The organism is Solwaraspora sp. WMMA2056 (assembly GCF_030345095.1).
In the GTDB taxonomy this organism is placed as follows: Bacteria; Actinomycetota; Actinomycetes; order Mycobacteriales; family Micromonosporaceae; genus Micromonospora_E.
On sequence record NZ_CP128360.1, the window covers coordinates 5023701 to 5044593 of the forward strand.

Below are 20893 nucleotides of genomic sequence, written 5' to 3' on the forward strand. Positions count from 1 at the left end.
GGCCGATCGCCGGCCGTCGCGCCGGTCGGGGGCCACCGGGGGCGGGCGGCGTCACTGCGGGATCGTGATGGCGCTCTTCTCCGCGAGCGCGCCGTCGACGAAGCAGAACCGCCACAGGTCCGGGCCTTCGGCCTCGAACGGGGTGATCGTGTAGTAGACGCACGAGGCACCGGCGGGCATCCCGAGTTTGTCCGGGTCGTCGCCGTACAGTTCGTGGTCCTTGATGTCGGTCAGCGGCTCCGGCAGCGCCGCCCGCACCTGCGCCTCCGGCGTGCCGACCCGTTGGACGGCGAACTCCTCGCGGCTGACCCCGGCCTGGATGATCTCCCTGCCGAGGTCGACCGCCTGGGTACGCGACCCAGCTGAGACCGCCGCACAGGACGACGACCACGACCGCGACGACGATTGCCACCTTGCGCATTGACTGTTCCTCCGTCTTTTGTGGGGTGGCTCAAGCGTGCCGAGAATCGGCGCACGAGTCGTCATCGGTTGGTGGTAACTCCGACGGTGGCGGTCTACGACGAAAGTCGTAGGTGAGCGGGGAATCGCCGGCCGGTGGTCGACGGCCAGTTGGGTTGACCGCCCCCGGTACGATGCCGGCCGACAATCTGGGACAGCTGAACAGGGAGTTCACTTCGTGTCGACACTGAACAGGGCCGCTTCCGTGGCGGTGGCCTCGGTCGCCGTACTCGCCCTCACCGCCTGCGGTGGCGCGCAGCCGGCGGCCGAGGTCGCCGCCGGCGGTGGGACCGGCGTGCTGACGCAGCTCGCCACCGACGCGGTCGGGTCGCTGCAGCGCACCATCGAGACCACCAACAAGGCCACCTCGGTGAAGGTGACGATGACCGGCACCGCCGGTGGTGAGTCGATGGACATGAGCGGCGTCATCGCCTTCGGGGACGAGCCGAAGGCCGAGCTGACGATGGTCGACCCGGAGGACGGGGAGATCACCGTGCGCACCATCGGGACCACGTTCTACGTGAGCATCCCGGAGGCGGAGCAGGCGTCGATGGAGGGCAAGAAGTGGTTCAAGATGGACCTCGCCGCGCTGGGCGCCGGCTCTGAGGAGCTCGCCAAGCAGGTCGACGACATGGACCCGGTCAAGGGCGTGCAGACCCTTCTCGAGGGCAAGGAGGTCGTGGTCGTCGGTGAGGAGACCATCGACGGTGTCAAGACGGTGCACTACACGTCGACCAGCCCGGTCGAGTCCTACCTGGGGCAGCTCGACGCCGAGCTGCGCGAGGGCGTCCAGGAGCAGCTCGCCGCCGCCGGCGTGACCGAGGTCAAGGCCGACGTGTGGGTCGACGAGCAGTACCAGCCGCGCCGGGTGAAGATGGTGATGGGGACGATGAGCGACATCACGGTCGACTACACCGACTACGGCACCCCGGTGTCGATCGAGGCGCCGGCGGAGGCGGAGACGCTGGACTTCGCGGAGATGTTCGGTGACCTGCAGGACCTGCTGGCCGACGTCGAGGCCTGAGCTGACCCGACGCCGCCCGGATCCCGCGCTGCGGGGTCCGGGCGGCGTCGTTTGCGCATCCCCTCGGTGACCACACCGCACCTCCAATGGTGACCCGTGGCAATTGGTGTCACGACGATCAGTGACGGCCACTCCGGTAGCTGCCCACATCTGATGTGGACGTCGGAAATCAGACGGCAATCACCGTTGTCTACTGTCCTGACTGGGTGGACACTCAGCTCACCTCACGAAGCCGACATTGCCACCGTCCGCGCCCGTGACCAGGGTTTCGATGCTGTGTTCCGTACTGCCCGTTCTGCCACGGAATGCGGTCCCCCGGCGGCGGGTGTGGATCGTGCCGAAAGAAAGGGAATTGATGCGCTGGCCCCTGATATCCCGACGGCGACTGATTTCCGCCATCGCACTGTTCGTCCTACCGGCCCTCGTCGTGGCCCCGGCACCGGCGGTCGGCCAGCAGGCGGTGTCTGCCGGATCACCGGCGTTCGCGCACGAACTGCTCGCCAAGGCCACCCCTGAGGAGTGCTTCGTCGGCATCGGGCTGCCCTACCCCGCCGGGCCGCCGTGTGCGCAGGGCCAGGCCAAGGTCAACCAGGCGTACGTGTGGTCGCTCGCGAAGGCCGACGACCGTCTCTGGTTCGGCACCGGGGCGAACGTCCACTGCATAGTGACCGGGGCAACGCTGGCCCTGCCGAACCCACGGATCACCGACGACTACGTGTGCGAGTTCGCCGAGAGCCAGGTGGTCAAGCAGAACCCGACGATGCCGGTCAGCGTCGGCGACCACCGCCAGCCCCGGGCGTACGTCTACGACCTGGCCTCGGCAACGTTGACGGAGAAGACCGCGGAGATCACCGGCGCGTCCGCCGACGACCTGTCGCGGCTGCGCCGGACGCTGGGGCTGCGGGCCGGCGGCACGCACGACGGCGTCGTCCTGCTGGCCGGGCCGGCGCTCGGCGCGACCGTCAACATGTTCGCGTTCGACACGGCCACCGGCGAGTACCTGGGGTCGGCCAACTTCGCCAAGTACGGCAACATCCGCCACTTCGTGGTCGCCCACAACGTGCTGTACGCCGGGGTCGGCGTCGGCCCGAACGGCCGCGACGGCGGCTACATCCTGCGCTGGGCCGGCGACCGGGACGACCCGTTCAACTTCGTCGAGGTAGGCAAGCTGCCGGCGCAGGTGGCCGACCTGGAGGTGCACGACGGTCGGGTCTTCGTCAGCACCTGGTCGGCGGCGGGAGGGTCGTCCTCGGCGGGGGCACGCCCGGGCCCCGACGCGGAGCCGGTCCGCGTCGGCGTCGTCCCGACCGCCCAGGCCGATCCCGGCATCGCCGGGGTGTGGATGAGCCCTCGGCTGCTCGACGGCGAGCCGGGGCTCACCCCGGACGACGCCGAGGGGTGGACCCAGGTGTGGAGTGCGGCGTCCTACGAGCCCGACCCGGTCATCGCCGGCTCGTACGGCCTCGGCGCGCTGGCCTCGTACCGTGGGCACCTCTACTGGGGCACCATGCACGTGCCGATGAAGTCCACGGCGATGGTCGCCGAGGCGTACCCGCCGGCGGACGAGCCTGCGGCCCGCGCGACGCTGGAGCGTTCGCAGCGGGCGGTGAGCATCTTCCGGGGACGGTCGTTCGGCACCGCGCAGGAGAGCACCGAGCTGCTCTACGGCCAGGCGGTCCTGCCGGTGTACGACCCTGCCGCGGACTACGGCGTCGGTGCCTGGCGGTGGGCCCTCACCGGCTACCGCCCGAAGTACGGACGGATGGGATTCGGCAACATCTACACCAACTACACCTGGACGATGGCGGTCTCGAACGGGCGGCTGTTCGTCGGCACGATGGACTGGAGCTACCTCGCCAAGGACCTGCTGCCGCAGGCGGCGGCCGAGACGGGCTTCCGGGGGGCGGCCAATGGGCTCAGCGACGAGTTGAACCCGATCACCATCGACCCGGCGCTCTACGGCGGCGACCTGTGGATGTTCGAGTCGAACAACAAGCCCGCCACCCCGGTCGACACCCAGGGGCTGGGCAACTACCTCAACTACGGTTTCCGCACGATGGTCGCCGATGGGTCGACGCTCTATCTCGGCATGGGCAATCCGATGAATCTGCGAACCGACCCGACCGATGAGGTGCCGGAAGGCGGCTGGGAGCTCATCAAGTTGACGCCCGCCGGCGGCTGACCCCGGCATTGCGTCGCGGTGACGGCGGGTGTGCCCCGGGCAGGAACGGCCCCGGGCACACCCGCCGTCACCGGCGCGGCGTGCGGATGTCAGAGCGGCCACAGGATCGTCGGGAGGCCGGTGCCGGTCACCACGAACCCGATGGTGACCGACTGGCCCGGTGCGAGTGAGCCGTTCCAGCTCGTATTGATCATTGTGTAGTGCGGCGTGGTCGTCGCGACCTGGGTGCTCCACGCACTGGACACCGACGAGCCGGCCGGCAGGGTGAACGCCACCTCCCAGCCGGTGATGGGCACGGTGAAGTCGTTCGTGACGACCACCTCGCCCACGTACCCGGTGGACCAGGCGCTGGTCTGGGTGAACGTCGCCGTCGTCGCCTGCGCCGGTGAGGTGAGGGCCAGGGTCGCCGCCACGCCCACCGCCAGAGCCACGAGCACGCCGATGAGCTTCCGCACGGGGATCACCACCATCCACTTGATTGTCCGAGGTGACCCACCATACGACAATCGATCACCACTCATGGATGTCATTTTGTTCGCCATAGTCGAATGCTCAAATGCCGTGGCGAATCAGTCCGGCATGCATTCGGCATATCAGCCAAAGTATGCCGACTGATCACCCATGCCCGACATGCGATGGCAGTCACATGCGCGAATCGCAGAACAAATCGGTTATGCGTCCGGCTACGCGAAACGCCCGGAGCCCGGCGGTACGCCGGAGCTCCGGGCGGTGTGTTCGGCGCCCGACTACAGGTTCAGCGTCCAGCTGTCCAGGTAGCCGGTGTCCAGGCTGGCCGAGTCCTGCACCCGCAGCTTCCAGGTGCCGTCGGCGACCTCGCTGGACAGGTCCCGGGTGTAGGTCTGGAAGATGTTGTCGGTGCTGCTGCCGGTCCGGCTGTGCAGCACGTAGGCGCTGCCGTCCGGAGCGATCAGCGAGACCGTCAGGTCACCGATCCAGGTGTGGTAGATGTTCACCTCGATGGTGCTGGCGGCCCGGGCGTTGCCGGCACAGCCGTTGATGACGATCGGACTCTCGGTCGTGCTGTTGTCGCTGATCGGGAAGTCGGTGGAGTTGGTCTGCGAGCAGCCGGGCGGACCGTTGACGGTGAGCGTGAACGGCGCCGACTGCGACGTCTCCGGGCCGGTGCCGACGATGGTCAGCCGGTAGGTGCCGGGTTCGGTCGACGCGGCGGTGGCAAGGGTGAGGGTCGTCGCCCCGCCGGAGGTGACCGATGCCGGGCTGAACGTGGCGGTGACGCCGGCCGGCGCTCCGGTGACGCTGAAGGTGACGGTGTGCGGGTCACCGACGGCGGTGGTGGTGCTGACGGTGGCGCTCGCCGGGTCGCCCGGGTCGACCGTCGCGCCGGCCGGAGCCACCTCGACGGTGAAGTCCTGGGTGGGCGGGACGATGTTGCCGACGTACAGCAGCTTGTTCGGCGAGCCGGTGCCCGGGTTGGTGACGACGCCGTCGATCGCGTCGGCGATCAGCAGGTTGCCGATCTGCGCCGGGGTGTAGCCGGGGTTGGCCGCCAGCGCCAGCGCGGCGGCACCGGCGACGTGCGGTGCGGCCATCGAGGTCCCGTTGATGGTGTTGGTGGCGGTGTCGCCGGTGTGCCAGGCCGAGGTGATGGCGCTGCCCGGGGCGAAGATGTCGACACAGGTGCCGTAGTTGGAGTAGCTGGCCCGTGCGTCGGTGCTGGTGGTGGCGCCGACGGTGATCGCGGCCGGGGTGCTGGCCGGCGAGTAGTTGCAGGCGTTGGCGTTGCTGTTGCCGGCGGCCAGTGAGTAGACGACACCGTCGGCGATGGACCGCGTCACGGCGTCGTTGACCGCCTGGTCGAAGCCGCCGCCGAGGCTCATGTTGGCCACCGCCGACTCGCCCGGCGCGTGGTCGGTGGTCACCCAGTCGATACCGGCGATGACCCCCGCGTAGGTGCCGCTGCCGCTGTTGTTGAGCACCCGTACGCCGACCAGCGTGACGTCCTTGGCGACGCCGTACGCGGTGCCGCCGACGGTGCCGGCGACGTGCGTACCGTGACCGTTGCCGTCGTCGGCGCTACCGCCGTCGACCGCGTCGAACCCGGTGACCGCCCGCCCGCCGAAGTCGCTGTGCGAGAAGCGGATGCCGGTGTCGATGATGTACGCGGTGACACCTGACCCGGAGTTCGGGTAGGTGTAGCTGTTGTTCAGGGGCAGTGCCGACTGGTCGATCCGGTCGAGCCCCCAGGACGGGGTGGGCGTCTGGGTGGCCGCGAGGGAGACGGTACGGTTCTGCTGGACGTACTCGACGGCCGGGCTGGCGGCGAGCCGCTTGGCCGCCTTCTCGCTCATCCTCGCTTCGAAGCCGCGCAGCGCGTCGGTGTAGGTGCGCACCACCGCGGCGTCGTGGCGGGCGGCGACGGCGCGGGCCGCCGCCGGCACCCCGGTGCGGGACACCCGCTCGTCCTTGAACACCACGATGTAGGAGTCGGCGACGGTGGTGGACTCACCGGCGTACAGGACAGGGCCCTCCGCCGGCGCGGCGTTGGCCGGCGCGGCGTTGGCCGGCGCGGCGAAGGCGACCGTGGCTGCGGCGACCGCGGTGGCGGTGAGGGCGAGGCGCCAGTGGCGCCGGGACGGCCGGGAGAAGGTCATCTCCCGCCTCCTTTCGATACCCGGCCGACCCGATTGTGACAGGTCGACCGATGACCGTGAATCTGACTGACACAGATGCTAGGCCGAAATCAGATCGATGTAGAGATATGTGATTCAGTCTCATGTTCCCGTATCCTGACCCGTTCGGCCGCCACACACCGACGACACCACCGACCATCGAAACATTTGGCTTCGACGATACAAATTCATCTGATTGATGGCCGAACTCTGGCGACGGACCATCGGACGGCGGGCAAAAATGGGATTCAGCCCGGATTCAGCCCGGATTCAGCTCCGGTTCGGCCCGGTTCAGCCGACCGACGGATACACGCCGGCGGCGTGCAGCACACTGTGGTTGTTCCGTCGCAACTGGGCGAATGCCTCGACTTCGTCGACGAACGTGTCGCGCTCGACACGACCGACCACGCCGGAAACGACCGCCGCGAGGTCGACGTCGGCGCGGTAGACGTACGACGCGTTGCCCTGCAGGGTGGCCTGCCAGGCGGATCCGTCACCGGTCAACCAGGCCGTGGCGACCCCACCCGGATTACGGACGGTGATCCGCTCCCCCGCGTCGGCGTGCCCCAGCCGGGACCAGACCGCCCGCGAGGCGACCACCCCCGAACCGCACGACGGGGTCAGCCCGGCCCCCCGCTCGTACGTCTGCACGTAGATCTCGTCGTCGTCGAGCGCGAACACGAACGACAGGTTCGCCCCCCGTGGCACCACGTCCGTGGCGGCGACGATCCGCAGCCCGGTCGCGACCAGCTCGGCCTCGTCGAACTTCTCCACCACCGCGACCAGATGGTCGTTCGGTACGGCGAGCGCGGTCAACCCCAGCGTCGGGTGCAACGCCGGCACCGGCGTGTCGACGTGCGGCTGCGCCAGGGCGAGCACCGGCTCGGCCGGGTCGAAGTCCACCTTCGGCATCTCGACGGCCGTCTGCCGGACCCCTTCCGGGGTGGATTCCGCCCGCAGCACCACGAAATCGCTGCCGCCGGCCCGCACCACCGCCCGATCGGCCTCCCGGGTGTCCAGCACCAGCCGGCCGACGCAGCGCATGCCGTTGCCGCACAGCTTCGCGAACGACCCGTCCGGGTTGAAGAACGCCGCCTGCGGCACCGCCGGTGCCAGATCGACGAAGTAGACGCCGTCGCCGCCGCCGAGCGGACCGGACCGGTCACACAACTGGCGTACCAGGTGCGGCACGTCCGCGTCGGCGGCGTAGTCACCCGGCCGGCCCTCGATGACGAGGATGTCGTTCTGCGAACCGTGCGCCTTGAGGACCGGCAGGTGTGACCTCATCCGTACCCGCTCCCCCGCCCGCGACCCGCCGCCGCTACCGTCCGACACCGGCGACCAGTGTACGGCGACCGTACCGCCCGCCGTCCGGTGTCCGACCCGGTGAACGTCACACCAGTTCGCGCCGTGCCTTCCGGTAGGGCGTCGACCGGTCCAGGTGGTCGACCGGAACACAGGAGGCATCACCGATGGTGAACCGCAGGCGTACCGCGATCGGCGTGACGGTGTCGGCGGCGGCCCTGGCCGGCGCGCTCGCGCTCGCCACCGGCCTGGCCGCCGCCGGCCAGCACGGCACCGACCCGGCCGGCACCGGCGGCGACCCGGTCGGTGCCGGCGGCGACCCGGTCGGTGCCGGCGGCGGCAGCGTCGAACTGGTCGACACGGTACGGCTGCCCGACGGGTTCGCCCCCGAAGGCATCGCGATCGACGCCGAGCGGCACACCGCGTACGTCGGATCCCTCGCCGACGGCGCGATCTTCCGCGCGGACCTGACGACCGGCGTCGGTGAGCTGATCGGCGACGCACCCGGCACTCCGTCGGTCGGCCTGGCCCTCGACGCACAGGGCCGGCTCTTCGTCGCCGGCGGCCCGGCCGGCGACGCCCGGGTGATCGACGCCGACACCGGCGACCTGCTCGCCCGCTACGACCTCGCGACCGTGCCGGAGAGCTTCGTCAACGACGTCACCGTCACCGACGCCGGCGCCTTCTTCACCGACTCCACCAACCCGGTCGTCTACCACCTGCCGACCGACGCCACCGGGGCGCTGCCCGACGCCGCGCAGGTACGCCGGATCCCGCTCACCGGCGACATCGTCTACGACGAGGGCATCAACGCGAACGGCGTCACCGCCAGCCCCAGTGGCACAAACCTGATCATCGTGCAGTCCAACACCGGACTGCTGTTCACCGTGGACCCGGCGACCGGGGTCACCGGCCGCACCGGCGTCGTCGACGTCAACGGCGACGGGCTCCTGGTCGGCGGCGACGGGCTCCTGGTGGTCGACCAGACCCTGTTCGTCGTGCAGAACCGGGCGAACACCCTCGTCGAGCTGCAGATCAACGCCGCCGGCAGCCAGGGCGACATCGTCGGGCGGATCACCGACGAGCGGTTCGACGTGCCGACCACCGTCGCCGCCGCCGGCGACCTGCTCTACCTGCCGAACGCCCGGTTCGGCGTCGAGGTCACCCCGGAGACGACGTACGAGGTGGTGGCGGTGCCGCGACCCTGACAGCAGCCACCACACACGTGACCGCCGCAGGTCGGGTCACCAGCGCAGCGGCAGCTCGTCCAGTACGGCACTCAGCCGGTCGGCGAGCACCTGATGGTCGGCGACCGACGGATGCCAGTGGCAGCCGAGGGAGTCCAGGCCGGCGCTCTCGACGTACCACATCCGGACCCGGTCGTCGCCCCGGTCGGTGCGCTCGGCGACGACCTGGGTGACTGCGTCCCGGAACGCGGTGGTGTTCCACATCTCGTTTGCGGTGACCACGACCTGGGTCCGGTTGCCGTACCGGGCGCGCAACTGGTCGAGGAAGCCGTGGTACGCGTCGCGGTAGGCGGCGCTGAGCGTCTCCGGCGTCCAGGACTCGCCCGGGGCGATGTCGGTGGAGAAGTCGTTGAGGCCGAGGCCGACCACGACGACCTGCGGCCGCCAGCTGCGCGGCGGCGACCAGACGTCGCCGTCGACGGCGAGCAGCGCCCGGTCGTAGTACGTGCGGTAGGTGGTTCCCGGTGAGTGGCCGCCGTAGTTGCGCGCCATGCCCAGGCCCGAGTACCCGTTGATCTGGTAGTCGGCGCCGTACCGGCGGGCCGTGATCGCGCCGAAGCTGCGGTCGGCGTTGGTGGTCCGGTGCACCTCGTCGCCGGTGCAGTCCCGGCTGGTCGACTCGTTGCCGTACCCGGCGGTGTGCGAGTCGCCGATGAACTCGATCTGGCGGTGCCGTGGCGCCGGTGCGGGCAGGACGGCACCACCGGGCCCCGGCACGAAACCGCCGAACCCGCTGGTCGCCCACTGGCTCTCGCTGCGCTTGACCACCCGTACGGTGTGCCGACCGGGCCGTAGCCCGTCGACCCGGTGCGTGATCGCGCCCGGCGTCACCAGGGTGGCGACGGTCCGGCCGTCGATCTGGACGTCGTAGTCGGCGTGCGGGTCGTCCAGGACGATCCCGATGCCGGTGCCCCGGAACCGGCCCTCGAAGTAGACGCCGGGCCAGCTGTACCGCGCGGTGGTGCCGTCGACGACGACCCGACCGGCTGTGTGCACCCGGTCCAGACCACCGTGCCGGTGGTCGGGGCCGCCGGGACCGGCGACCGCCGTGGTCGGCACGGTCGTCCCGAGCAGTACGGCCGCCAGCACGGCGGCCACCGGAACCCTTCGCACCACTGAGCTCCCTCTACCAGACCCCATTGATCGACCACTGTCGACCAATCCCCGACACGGTATCATAAACGTCGATATTTTAGGGGCACGCGGCCAGGATGGATGCCTTAAGGTGCCCCGCATGACGACGGCACGGGAACGGGTGGCGGCATTCTGGGATCAGCACGTGCAGCAGTGGCTCGACGGCCGCGATCCCATGGCGGATCCGCTGCCCGAGTGGTACGCGTCGTTTCAGGGCACCGGCCTGGGTGCGGTGACCCGCGACGGCTTTCCCGAGCCGTACATCGGCGATCTCACCGGCCTGGCCCCCGACGAGCCGGTCGTCGTCGTCCTCGGCCTCAATCCCGGCAAGTACTTCCCGGAGTTCCAGTCCCGGACCGGAACCTTCGCCGAGGAGATTCGACGCTACGGCTCCTACCGGTCCTGGGCCGCGAGCGGCCCCTACCTCCGGGACCCCTGGCAGACCCGGCTCGGGGACAACAAGTACTGGCGGGACCGACGCGCCTTCGCCCGCCGCTGGCTCCACGAGCCGACGCTCACCGAGCGCAACCTGCTGGTGTTCGAGTGCTACCCGTGGCATTCGACCAAGGTGACCGGCAGCATGAAGCCGCCGGCCGACATCATCCGACAGTTCGTGTTCGAGCCGATCGGTGAGCTGGCCACGGACCATGTCTTCGCCTTCGGCAAGCCGTGGCTCGGCGTCGCCGAGAGCCTGGACCTGCCCCCCATCGTCAAGCTCGGTCTTGGCGGCATCCCTTATGGCTCCAATGTCGGCAGCCGCGCCGTCCGGGTCTTCGCACTGCCGTCCGGGCAACGGCTCGTCGTCGAGTGGCATCTGGGAAGCTCCGGCCCGCCGAGCAGCCCCGAGACCGAACTGCTCCGGTGGGCGTTGTCCGACGACTTCCGCCCACCCGCCGGCCCGACCGCCGCGAACCCCACCCCGTCGCCCCGCCGGGGCGACGATGAGCCGCTCGGCTGGTCCCCCGACCTGCGGACCCTTGCCTGGGCCCGCGACCGAGTCTCCGCTGACGACCTGGCCAGGCTGATCACCGCCGATCTGCCGTCGCGGGCCCCGGTGCCCGACCGACTGCCCAACGACTTCTGGTTGGCCGTCGCCGACGCCGCGTACGAGGCCACCTGGAACACCGTCATGCAAGACGCGGCACGGTACGCCGACCAGCCTGCCGAGCCGTGACCGCCACGTCGACTCGCTGGTGGGCGGCGGATGTCGGTGGGCGTGGGTAACGTGCGCCGGCGTGAGCGCCACCGCGACGTACCAGTATCTTCGCCCCTCCGCCCTGGCCGACCGGGACCTGACCCTGCAGACCAGCGGCGGGCCGGCCGCCCACCCCCGGTTCTTCACCGGGTTCCTCACCGCGCCGACGGCTGCCGCCGCCGGGCTGCTGGCGGTCGCCGAGGTGGCCCGCACCCGCTACCACCGGCCGGTCGACCCGGCCAGCCTCGACCCGGTGGTCACCGGCAGCCGGGACCGGCTGCGGTTCGAGTCCTTCTCCGGCTGCTGCGGCGTGTACGCCCGGCTCGACGTGACCCCGGACGGGCTGGACGGTGACATCGTCGCGCACGGCACCACCAACGTCGACGTCAACCCGCCGTTGCGCGAGGCCCTGGCCCGGGTCGGCGGGCTGGACCCGCTGCACCTGTCGGTCGGCCCGGACGATGTGACGGTGTCGACCATGGATGGACAGGTCGTCGAGCGCAAGGTGCCGCTGCCGCGCCGCTGGCTGCGTGGCTTCGCCGAGGTGCAGGTGGTCGCGGCGGCGATGGGCCTACGGGCGGAGATCCCGGTCGCCGAGGCCGCGACGTTCCTGCAGCGGCTGCCCGGTGCCGCCGACCGGTCGGTGCTGTGGGCGGTGCCGGCCGGTCGGTCACTGCGGCTGACCTCCCGCGCCGCGCCCGGTGCCGGGTGCCTGGCCGGCGCCGGTCGGCTGGTCGCGCTGCGCGGCCTGCTGCGGCACGCCGTCGCGTTGCGGGTGTACGGGCCGGCGGTAGCGGCCGGTGCCGCACCGGTGGCCAGCGTCTGGGAGTTGGACCTGGGCGGGATGAGCCTGTCGCTGGCCCTGTCACCGGACCCGACTCGGGGCTTCTCCGGTGAGGGCGGCGTGCTGCGTGATCTCGCCAGTGACGACGTGACCGACGACGCCGAGCTGGTCGGTGCGCTGCTCGACTGGGAGCCGACGGTCGACGTCGACGCGTTGGCCGACGCGGCCGGCATCACCGCTCGACGGGTACGCGCGGCGCTGACTCTGCTCGGCACCGCCGGACGGGTCGGCTACGACGTCGCCCGGGCCGGCTACTTCCACCGGGTGCTGCCCTACGACCCCGGCCGCACCGAGCGGGACAACCCTCGGCTGGCCGGTGCCCGTGCGCTGGTCGAGACCGGCGCGGTGACCGTCGACGACGCGGGCGCGACCGTCCACCATGGCGACGAGGTGTACCGGGTACGGCGACTGCCGGAGGGCGGCCACACCTGCACCTGCGTCTGGTGGGCGCGGCACCGGGGCGGCCGGGGGCCGTGCAAACATGTCCTGGCGACCACGATGGTCACCGCACCGGTGGAGGCGACGGCGTGACCGACCCGCTCGACTTTCTCCACACCGGCGACATCGCCGCCGCCACGGCCACCGTCGACGGCCTCGACGAGACGCAGCGCCGCCGGCTCGGCACCGACCTGGTGGCCCACGTTCGTCGCCGCCGCGACGAGTGGTGGAGCAGCTGGCAGGCCACCGCGCTGGCCATAGCGGCGGTCGGCTGCCTGCCGAGCGCCGCCCAGGTCGCCGAGGTGCTGGGCCGACGCAACGTCTCGCTGCGGCAGGTGCCCGCGACCCCGGTGATCGAGGTGGCCCGCCGCCGGGGCGTCACCTGGCTGGCGGATCTGGCGTACCGGCTCTGCGCGCGTGTCGACCGGTCCACGCCCGGGGACAGCTGGCGGTTCGTGGCCGACCTGCTGCACGCCGAGCAGGCACCGCCGCCGGCCGAGGACCGGTTCGTCCTCGGTTGGGCGGCGATCGTCGGTCGGCCCACCGAGGACGAACGGCGGGCCGCGCTGGTCGATCGGCTGCGCGGGGATCCCTGGCTGGATTCGCTGACACCGCGGCTGTTCGAGGTGGACGGTGTCGGCGACCAGTGGTCCTGGGCCCGGCTCCAGCAGGACGATCAGGACGGTACGGACGCGCCGCTGAAGCTGCCGGCGGCGTTGGCGCAGCTGGCCGCCGACGGCCGGCTCGACCGGTCGATGCTGCTCGACGGCACGCTCGGTCGACTGCTGCGCGGCGAACGGCCGGCCGCGCTGCGGGTCTTCGTCGCGCTGCACGAGGCGCTGGCACCGACCGTGGACGAGGTCCGTGACCGACTGCCGGCGTACCTGCGGTTGCTGGCCGACGGGCCGTCGACGGCGGCCACGGCGGCCCAACGGAGCCTGCGCGCGGTGCCGGACATCGACCTGGATGCGCTGCTCGACACCGCACCCGCCGTCCTGGTCCGGCCGGAGAAGACCCTGGTACGGGCCCAGCTGACCTGGCTGGACCAGACAGCCCGCCGCGACAGGGCCCAGGCGGCGCGGATCGCGCGGGTGCTGGCGGTCGCCGCCGACCACCCGGAGATCGACATCGCCGAACGGGCGAACGCGCTCGCCGCCCGGCACGGCCACCAGGTGAGCGCACCTGCCGAGGTGCGGCACGTCGGTGACACCCTGCCCCCGGCGGGGGCGCCGCCGCCGGTGCCACCGCCGATCACCGGTCCGGACGAGTTGGCCGAGCAGGTGGCCGCGATGTTCGCCGCCGAGTGGACCGCGCCGCTGGAGCTGGAGCGGATCCTGGCCGGCGTGGTCCGGCTGGGCCGCACCGACCGGGCAGGCGTGGCGGCCGCGCTGACGCCGGTGCTCAACCGGGCGCACGCGATGGTCTGGCCGTCGCTGCCGGAAAACAGGTTCGGCGGCCTCACGGTGGTGCTGCGGGTCCTCGCCGGGGCAAGCGACCCGATCGTCGCCGGCACCGACCAGACGGTCTCGGCCCGCGCCTGGGCGTCGCTGTCGGCGGCGTGGGGCCGGGAGCCGACCAGTGGGCAGCGGCCGGCCGACCCGCAGGGGGAAATCCTGCGCCGGCTGCTGCGGACCCGGGTGGCCGAGATCGGGCAGTTCGTCGCGGGGCACGGGACGACGGAGCGGACCGCCGGACCGACCCTGGCCACCCCGACGCTCGCCACCGGGGCGATCGAGCCGGAGGCGTTGTTCGACCGGCTTGCCCGGCTCGACGGGCAGCCGCCGTGGCCAGCGGACCTGGCCCAGGCGTTGCTGCGGCTGCCGGCCGCCGTCGACGAGCCGTTGGCGGCGAAGGCGGCGGCGCTGGGCACCCCGGCCGGGCAGGAGTTGGCGGCCTGGCTGCGCGCCGGCGGCCTGCCCCGAGGGCACCACCGGGTGGTGACGGTGGCCCGGCGGGACCGGCACGGCGGCTACGACTACCGGCACGACCGGCTGCCGCAGCGGCGCCGACTCGTCGACGTGGCCGCGCCGCCGGGGGCCGGCGACCCGTACGGGCTGCTCGATGTGACGCCCCGACCGGTCGACGTCAGGTTGCTGCTCGACGAACGGCTCTGGCCGGCGCAGCTGCCCGGCTACCGGGGGCTGGTCGCCGCGTACACCCTGCCGTTGGTCGCCGGGTGCGCGGACCTCGACGAGCCGGGCGGCGCCGTGCTGCTGCCGATGCTCGCCGAACGCACCGGCGCCGCCGGTCCGGCGCTGGACCTCGCGGTGGCGTACGGGCTGGCCGCCCGGCACGAGGCCGACCGGGTGGCGACCGTCGACGCGCTGCTGATGCTGGCCGCCGACGGCGGGCTCGACCCGACGGCGGTCGGCACCCATCTGGGGTCGCTGGCCGCCGACGGGATGATCACCCTGTCCCGGGTCGTCGGGCCGCTGCGGGACGCGACCGCCGCCGGGGCGCCGCTGACCGTCTGGCGGATCCTGGCCGCCGCGCTGCCGGCGTTGCTGACCTGCCGACCCGCGCCGCGTGGCCTGCCGGACCTGCTGGCGCTGGCCGCGCAGAACGCGGCGACCACCGGTGTACGCATCGACGTGCCGGGGCTCGCCGACGTCGCCGGTCGGGGCGGGTCTAGCCGGCTGGTCACCGAAGCCCGCCGGCTTCGGGACGCGTCGGCGTGACGCGGCAGTGGGACGGATCGGCGTGACGCGGCTGCTGTTTGGCGGCGGTGTGTGGTGCTGCGCCGTCGTCGCGGGACTGATGCTGCCGCTGATCTGGCTGGACGCCGTCGGGCACGAGGGCTACCGCCCGGAGCGGGCGGAGCTGGCGACGGCGGCCAGGGTCGTCGCGGCCGGCCTCGGGCTGGGCGTCGGGTACCTGGTCGGTGTCCGTTCGTCGCCGGGGCTGGAACGCGTCGCCGTCGTCCGCCGGTGGGCGATCGCCGCCGGCGCCGGCGCCGGTGCTGCCGTGGCGCACCTGGTGGCGGACGAGGCCACCTACCGGTACGTCATCCCCGTGGAGTCGGCCAGGGTCGACGGGACAGACCCGGTGGCGGCGATGGCGTGGGCCTGGCTGGTCGGTGCGCTGCTGGCGGTCGGTGCCGCCACGGTCGGGTTCGGGATCGGGCTGTTCCGGCGGGACGACACGCGGGGTCGGGGACGGGGGTGGTACGCGGTCGCCGCCGCCGGGGCGGTCGCCGGTCTGCTCGCCGTACCCGAGTTCGTCCGCGTCGGTGCGGAGCTGGCCACCGCACGGTTCCTGCCGGCGGGGTTCGTCACGGTGCCGGTCGGGCAGCCGGTGCCGGTCGTCCTGCCCACCGGGCGCAGCGCCATCTTCCGCGACCACGGTCAGGAATGGTCCGCCGAGGACTGTCAGGTCACTGACTCCGGTGGTGCCAGGATCCGGGTGAGGGCGCCGTCGGTGCCGTTCACGGACAACAGCGACAGCATCGTGACGGTGGTGCTGGGCACCGTCGAGGTGTCCAGCACCACGTCCGTCACCGTGGAGTGTCAGGGCCTGCCGGGGCAGGTCTACCAGGTCGGTGCGGCGCCGACCGTCGACGGACCGCTCGGCCCGCTGCTGCACGTCCCGGCCTGGGTCCTGCCGGTGGGCGGCGCCCTGCCAGGGTTGGTACTGGCCGTGGCGGTGGCCCTGGTCCGGCGGGGTCAGTCCTCGGCGCGCCAGCGGTAGTACTCGGTGGCCACCGCGTCGACCGGTCCGCGCCAGGTGTCCTGGTTGTACGGGCTGATGTACGGGCTCAGCTCCTGCATGATCTTGCCGAACTTCGGCTTGTCGTGGATTCGGGCGTCGTCGGCGGTGTGCGCGACCGAGCGTTCGAGCAGGTGCACGTAGACGTCGTCGATGGAGTAGAGCCACCGGGCCGTCACGCTCATCTCCACCGGCAGCGTGCCGGCGTCGGACTCGGTGAAGATCTGGGCCACGTTCTCCTCGGCGCCGGGCTTGATCCGCCCGACGATGACGGTCAGGTGCCGCTCGCCCGGGTCCGGTTGCGCCCCGGCGTCGTCGGCTGGCGCCCACCGGTAGAACTCCTTGGCGACCGAGTGCGACGGGTTCTGCCAGTTGCGCGGGTACGGGGTGACGTACGGGCCGATCGCCTCGGCGATCTCCTTGAACGCCGGCAGCCCCCGGTTCTGGCCGGAGATCGCCGGGTCCTCGTTGCGTTCCACGATGTGGATGTAGAGGTCGTGGTGGGACAGCAGGATGCGTCCGATCACACCGAAGTCCTGTGGCCGGGTGGCCTTGTCGTAGTGGCCGAACACCTTGGCGATCTTGTCCTCGCTGCCCGGCACCATGCGGCAGACGATCACGTTTCGGAAGACCATGACAAACTCCTCGCAGAACGGTCGGATCAGCCCGGGTCGGTACGCCCGGTGGTCAGGTGGTGGCTCAGCCGGGCCGGTAGGCCCGACGGTCAGGTGGCGGCTCAGCCTGCGGCGGTGAACCGCACCGGCAGCTCCAGCAGGCCACGGAACGGTGACGCCGCCGGCAGCCGGGGCACCCGGTCGACCGGTACGGCCAGGCACAGGTCCGGCAGCCGGCGCAGCAGGGTGCCGATGCCGATCCTTGCCTCGATGCGGGCCAGTGAGACCCCGAGGCAGTAGTGCACACCGTGCCCGAAGCCCAGATGCGGGCCGCGTTCGCTGGTCACGTCGAGCCGCTGCGGGTCGGTGAAGTGGTCCGGGTCGTGGTTGGCCGAGTTGAGTACGACGCCGACCGCCGCACCGCGCGGGATGCGTACGCCGTCGTACTCGATGTCCTCGGTGGCCACCCGGGGGCTGGCGATCGGCAGCGGGCCGTCGAAGCGCAGCAGTTCCTCGACCGCGCCGGGCAGCAACTCGGGCCGCTGCCGCAGCAGGTCGAGCTGGTCGGGGTGGGTCAGCAGCGCCAGCATGGCGTTGCCGATGAAGTCGGCGGTGGTCTGGTGGCCGGCGAACAGCAGCAGGAACGCGGTGGAGACCAGCTCCCGCTCGGAGAGCTTCCCGCCCTGGTCGCAGGCGTCGATGAGGGCGCTGACCATGTCGTCGGCCGGTGCCACCCGCTTGGCCCGGACCAGCCCGGTCAGGTAGTCGTGCAGCAGCAACTGCACCTGCTGCACGGCGGCCCGTTCCTGCTCCGGGGGCCGGCTGGCCGATCCGGAGGTACGGATCACCTGGGTCCAGCCGAGCACCTGTTCGTGGTCGGCCCTGGGCACGCCGAGCAGTTCACAGATCACCACCATCGGCAGCGGTACGGCGAAGTCGTGCATCAGGTCCGCCTCGCCCCGGGTCGCGAACTTGTCGATGAGGTCGTCGACGACCTGGGTCACCCGGGGCCGCAGCGCCTCGATGCGCCGGGGCGCGAACGCCTGGGACACCAGTCGCCGCAGCCGGCTGTGCTCCGGCGGGTCGGAGTTGAGCATGTTCTTGTTCAACCCGTCCGAGTTCGGCCCGAAGAACCGCAGGTAGTGGCCTTCCGGGCCGTACAGATCCTTGGACAGCCGGTGGTCGGTCAGCGCGGCACGGGCGTCGTCGTAGCGGGTGATCAGGTAGGAGTCGAACCGGGGTGAGGAGACCAACTGGACCGGGTTCTGTTCGCGCATCCGGGCGTAGGTGGGGTACGGGTCGGCGGCGTACTCGTCGGTGAAGAACTCCCCGGCGGGTACCGGTCGTTGCGCATCGGCGGTCATCGCGTCTCCTCCGGCTCGCTCGGCACGCTGTGCAGCACCTGACTCGGCACGCTGTGCAGGACCTGGTAGGTGTGTCGCTGCGCGGACTCCCGCAGGTCCCGGATCACCCGCAGCAGCCGGTCCCGCTGGGCGCTGCGACCGAAGGCGTCCAACCGGCCCCGGTCGGCCCAGTCGGTGACGATCAGGTAGCTGCGCGGGTCGTCGGCGTCGCGGAGCAGGTCCTGACGCAGGCAGCCGGCGAGCGTCCGGATCTGGTCGGCGATCGCCCGCCATTCGTCCTCGAACCGCTGCTCACAGCCGGGTCGGGTGCGCATCGCCAGGATCGCGCGGACGGCGCCGGACGGCGGTGGCGTGGTCACCGTGGACCGCCGCCGAACACCAGGTGCAGGTGGTGACGCAGCGCCTCGGCGTCGATCGGTTGGCTGCGGAAGCCGACGTGGCCGTCCGGTCGGATCAGGTACGCGGCGGCACCGGTGATGCCGTACCGGGTGCGCACCGCCCCGTCGGTGTCGCGGACCACCGGCGGATGCGGCAGCGACGGCGTCGCCGCGTCCGGGCCGACGATCAGGTACACCTCGACCTCGCCGTACGCCTGGTCCCGCACGTCGGTGCCGATCTTGTCGACCAGGGCGAGGGAGGTCTCGTCGGTGCTGTCGGCGTAGAGCAGCAGGGTGTGCCGGGTGCCCCGGGTCAGGTCCCGCAGCCGCAGCGGATGCCCGACCCCGGGGCGGTGCAGCCCGTACACGTCGGGGGCGCGGTCGCCGGCCGCCGGGCCGGCGCGCAGCGCGTCCGGGTCGGCCACCGCCTCACCGACCAGTGGACTGTCCGCGTAGCTGACCAGCATCGACATCTCCTGCAGGAACTGGCCGGTGAGGTCCTCGCGCTCCAGTTCGTCGGTGAACGCCAGCCGCACCGCGCGGCCGACGACCTGTTCGCCCTGCGGTCGGCGTTCGATCTGGTAGCTGTCGAGCAGTCCGGGCGCGGCCAGGCCACGCACCGCCAACGCCAGTTTCCAGGCCAGGTTCCAGGCGTCCTGGATACCGGTGTTCATGCCCTGGCCGCCGGCGGGTGGGTGCAGGTGGGCGGCGTCGCCGGCGACGAAGACCCGCCCGACGCGGTAGCGGTCGACGATGCCGTGACTGATCCGGAAGATCGACGACCAGCGCAGGTTCGACGCCGTCGTGCCGGCCGGAGCGAGCTGATCCAGGACCGTCTGGACATCGGCGAGGGTGGGTTCGTCGAGTTCGGCGCTGAACCCGGGCGGGGCGTTCTCGCCCCGGGTGGCGGCGAAGTAGCGCGGCGGCGCCATCGTCGCGATCCGGTACCGGGACTCACCCCGCAGCGGTACGCAGACCAGCATGTTGTCCAGCTGGCCGTCGGTCTCGTGGATGAACCGCAGCAGGTGCCCGGCCGGCATGTCCCAGTCGAGGTCGACGTCACCGAGCATGAACAGTTGCGGGAACCGGCCCAGCCCGCCGGTGAAGGTCAGCCCGAGCAGCTGGCGGACGGTGCTGTGCGCGCCGTCGGCGCCGACGAGGTACTGGGCCCGGATGGTCCCGGTCGTGCCGTCGGCGTGCGCGACGGTGGCGGTGACGCCGTCGTCGTCGCTGGTGAAGCCGGTGAGCGCGGTGCCGCGCCGGGGCCGTACGCCGAGAGCGGCGAGCCGGTCGGTGAGGATCCGTTCGGTCTCGTACTGGGGCAGGCCCAGGTGCGCGTACGGCAGGTCCGGCAGCTCCCAGCTGCCCCGGTACACCTGGTGGCCGTTGACGAAGACCGCCTGGCCGGTCAGCCAGCTGCCGGCGTTCATCGCCTCCCGGACGACGCCCTGGTCCTCCCAGATCTCCATGGTGCGGCAGTGCACGCCGATCGCCTTGTCCGCCTGGGCGGGCGGGCTGGTGAGCGTGTCTATCACCCGGCAGTCGATGCCTCGGCGGGCGAGTTCGATCGCGGCGGTGAGCCCGGTCGGGCCGGCTCCGACGATCAGCACGTCGGTGCTGTCGGCCGGTGCCGCCGGTGGATCGGTCGACACCGTTGGCGGGTCGGTCGGCGGGTCGGCGGGGTGGAAGATCCGGGGGCGGATCCCGACGAGGAACTCGGCGATCGGGCCGGCTTCGGCCCGTTCGTGGTCGGGGTCGGAGATCCACCGGCGGAACTGTTCCTGGCTGCGCCACTCGGCGAAGATGTGGTGCACGGGGGTGCCGGGTTCGCGCAGCAGCTCCTCACGCAGGTAGCCGTCCACCCCAGACAGTCTGCTGACGACCTCGGCGTGCCCACGGTGGAACTCGTCGACCCGGTCGGCCGGGACGGTGATCGCCACGTCGACGTAGATCCGGGTGTCGGCGCCGGCCCGGCCACGCATCACCCGGTAGCTGCCGGCGTCCGGTGGTTCACAGGCGGCCACCACGGCGTCGGCCCACTGCCGGGCGAGAGGCCCGTCGAGGTGGTCGCGCAACGCGTCGTCGTCGGCCCATTCGGTGACCACGACGAAGGTACGCGGATCGGTGGCGTCGACGAGCAGTTGGCGCAGTCGGTTGCCGGGCGCGGCGCCGATGCCGTCGGCGACGGCCTGCCACGCTGACTCCACAACCGTCTCGAATCCGCTGCGGGCGCGGACCCGGAGCATCGTCCTGATCATGTGGTCCCCCTGAACGGCGTGCGGTGGACCTGACCTTGTCCGACACCGCGTCACCCGGCCGTCAACGCCGTACGGGGCCCAGTGGGTGGCCGGTGA

Annotated in this window: 16 protein-coding genes; 7 read left to right on the forward strand and 9 right to left on the reverse strand. The window is 71.7% G+C overall.

Going from position 1 to position 20893, the window contains the following annotated elements; translation table 11 throughout:
- Positions 1-51 precede the first annotated feature (51 nt).
- Complete coding sequence (locus tag O7608_RS22650; RefSeq protein WP_289206512.1) at positions 52-258, reverse strand: hypothetical protein; 207 nt, start codon at positions 256-258, stop codon at positions 52-54.
- Between the two features lie 379 nt (positions 259-637).
- Between O7608_RS22650 and O7608_RS22655 the strand changes: the two genes are divergently transcribed.
- Both O7608_RS22655 and O7608_RS22660 read left to right on the forward strand, forming a co-directional pair.
- On the forward strand, positions 638-1483 hold the full coding sequence (locus tag O7608_RS22655; protein ID WP_289206513.1) for an SCO4651 family lipoprotein: 846 nt from the start codon (positions 638-640) through the stop codon (positions 1481-1483).
- Between the two features lie 355 nt (positions 1484-1838).
- The gene (locus O7608_RS22660; protein ID WP_289206514.1) at positions 1839-3665 is read left to right on the forward strand and encodes a hypothetical protein; all 1827 of its coding nucleotides are present in this window, start codon (positions 1839-1841) and stop codon (positions 3663-3665) included.
- Positions 3666-3754: 89 nt separating this feature from the next.
- On the opposite strand, the gene O7608_RS22665 is transcribed toward O7608_RS22660, so the two are convergent.
- From O7608_RS22665 to dapF, 3 genes are all read right to left on the reverse strand, one after another.
- A complete protein-coding gene (locus O7608_RS22665) occupies positions 3755-4135 on the reverse strand; it encodes a cellulose binding domain-containing protein (RefSeq protein WP_289206515.1) in 381 nt (126 codons plus the stop codon).
- Positions 4136-4411: 276 nt separating this feature from the next.
- The gene (locus O7608_RS22670) at positions 4412-6298 is read right to left on the reverse strand and encodes a S8 family serine peptidase (RefSeq protein ID WP_289206516.1); all 1887 of its coding nucleotides are present in this window, start codon (positions 6296-6298) and stop codon (positions 4412-4414) included.
- A gap of 309 nt (positions 6299-6607) precedes the next feature.
- Positions 6608-7651 (reverse strand): diaminopimelate epimerase, encoded by a 1044-nt coding sequence (gene dapF, locus O7608_RS22675; protein ID WP_289206517.1) that lies wholly within the window; start codon positions 7649-7651, stop codon positions 6608-6610.
- A 137-nt stretch (positions 7652-7788) separates the two neighbouring features.
- Between dapF and O7608_RS22680 the strand changes: the two genes are divergently transcribed.
- On the forward strand, positions 7789-8829 hold the full coding sequence (locus tag O7608_RS22680; protein WP_289206518.1) for an SMP-30/gluconolactonase/LRE family protein: 1041 nt from the start codon (positions 7789-7791) through the stop codon (positions 8827-8829).
- A 36-nt stretch (positions 8830-8865) separates the two neighbouring features.
- Here O7608_RS22680 and O7608_RS22685 read toward each other — a convergent pair whose 3' ends face one another.
- On the reverse strand, positions 8866-9981 hold the full coding sequence (locus O7608_RS22685; RefSeq protein WP_289206519.1) for an SGNH/GDSL hydrolase family protein: 1116 nt from the start codon (positions 9979-9981) through the stop codon (positions 8866-8868).
- Between the two features lie 121 nt (positions 9982-10102).
- On the opposite strand from O7608_RS22685, the gene brig1 reads away from it, so the two are divergent.
- The 4 genes from brig1 to O7608_RS22705 all read left to right on the forward strand — a co-directional run bounded on the left by brig1 (position 10103) and on the right by O7608_RS22705 (position 16166).
- The gene (gene brig1, locus O7608_RS22690) at positions 10103-11176 is read left to right on the forward strand and encodes an anti-phage DNA glycosylase Brig1 (RefSeq protein WP_289206520.1); all 1074 of its coding nucleotides are present in this window, start codon (positions 10103-10105) and stop codon (positions 11174-11176) included.
- A 61-nt stretch (positions 11177-11237) separates the two neighbouring features.
- Positions 11238-12572: an SWIM zinc finger family protein gene (locus O7608_RS22695; protein WP_289206521.1), complete on the forward strand. Its 1335-nt coding sequence runs from the start codon at positions 11238-11240 to the stop codon at positions 12570-12572.
- Positions 12569-15157 (forward strand): DUF6493 family protein, encoded by a 2589-nt coding sequence (locus tag O7608_RS22700; RefSeq protein ID WP_289206522.1) that lies wholly within the window; start codon positions 12569-12571, stop codon positions 15155-15157. Before O7608_RS22695 ends, O7608_RS22700 begins: the two co-directional genes overlap by 4 nt.
- A 22-nt stretch (positions 15158-15179) precedes the next feature.
- Complete coding sequence (locus O7608_RS22705; RefSeq protein ID WP_289206523.1) at positions 15180-16166, forward strand: hypothetical protein; 987 nt, start codon at positions 15180-15182, stop codon at positions 16164-16166.
- On the opposite strand, the gene O7608_RS22710 is transcribed toward O7608_RS22705, so the two are convergent.
- The 4 genes from O7608_RS22710 to O7608_RS22725 all read right to left on the reverse strand — a co-directional run bounded on the left by O7608_RS22710 (position 16142) and on the right by O7608_RS22725 (position 20797).
- Positions 16142-16819, reverse strand: coding sequence for a TcmI family type II polyketide cyclase (locus O7608_RS22710; protein ID WP_289206524.1), 678 nt, complete (start codon positions 16817-16819; stop codon positions 16142-16144). The two genes, O7608_RS22705 and O7608_RS22710, sit on opposite strands and share 25 nt — an antisense overlap.
- A gap of 101 nt (positions 16820-16920) precedes the next feature.
- A complete protein-coding gene (locus tag O7608_RS22715) occupies positions 16921-18162 on the reverse strand; it encodes a cytochrome P450 family protein (protein ID WP_289206525.1) in 1242 nt (413 codons plus the stop codon).
- A complete protein-coding gene (locus tag O7608_RS22720) occupies positions 18159-18521 on the reverse strand; it encodes a putative quinol monooxygenase (RefSeq protein WP_289206526.1) in 363 nt (120 codons plus the stop codon). The genes O7608_RS22715 and O7608_RS22720 overlap by 4 nt, the downstream gene beginning before the upstream one ends.
- A complete protein-coding gene (locus tag O7608_RS22725) occupies positions 18518-20797 on the reverse strand; it encodes an FAD-dependent monooxygenase (RefSeq protein WP_289206527.1) in 2280 nt (759 codons plus the stop codon). The genes O7608_RS22720 and O7608_RS22725 overlap by 4 nt, the downstream gene beginning before the upstream one ends.
- Positions 20798-20893: the final 96 nt, after the last annotated feature.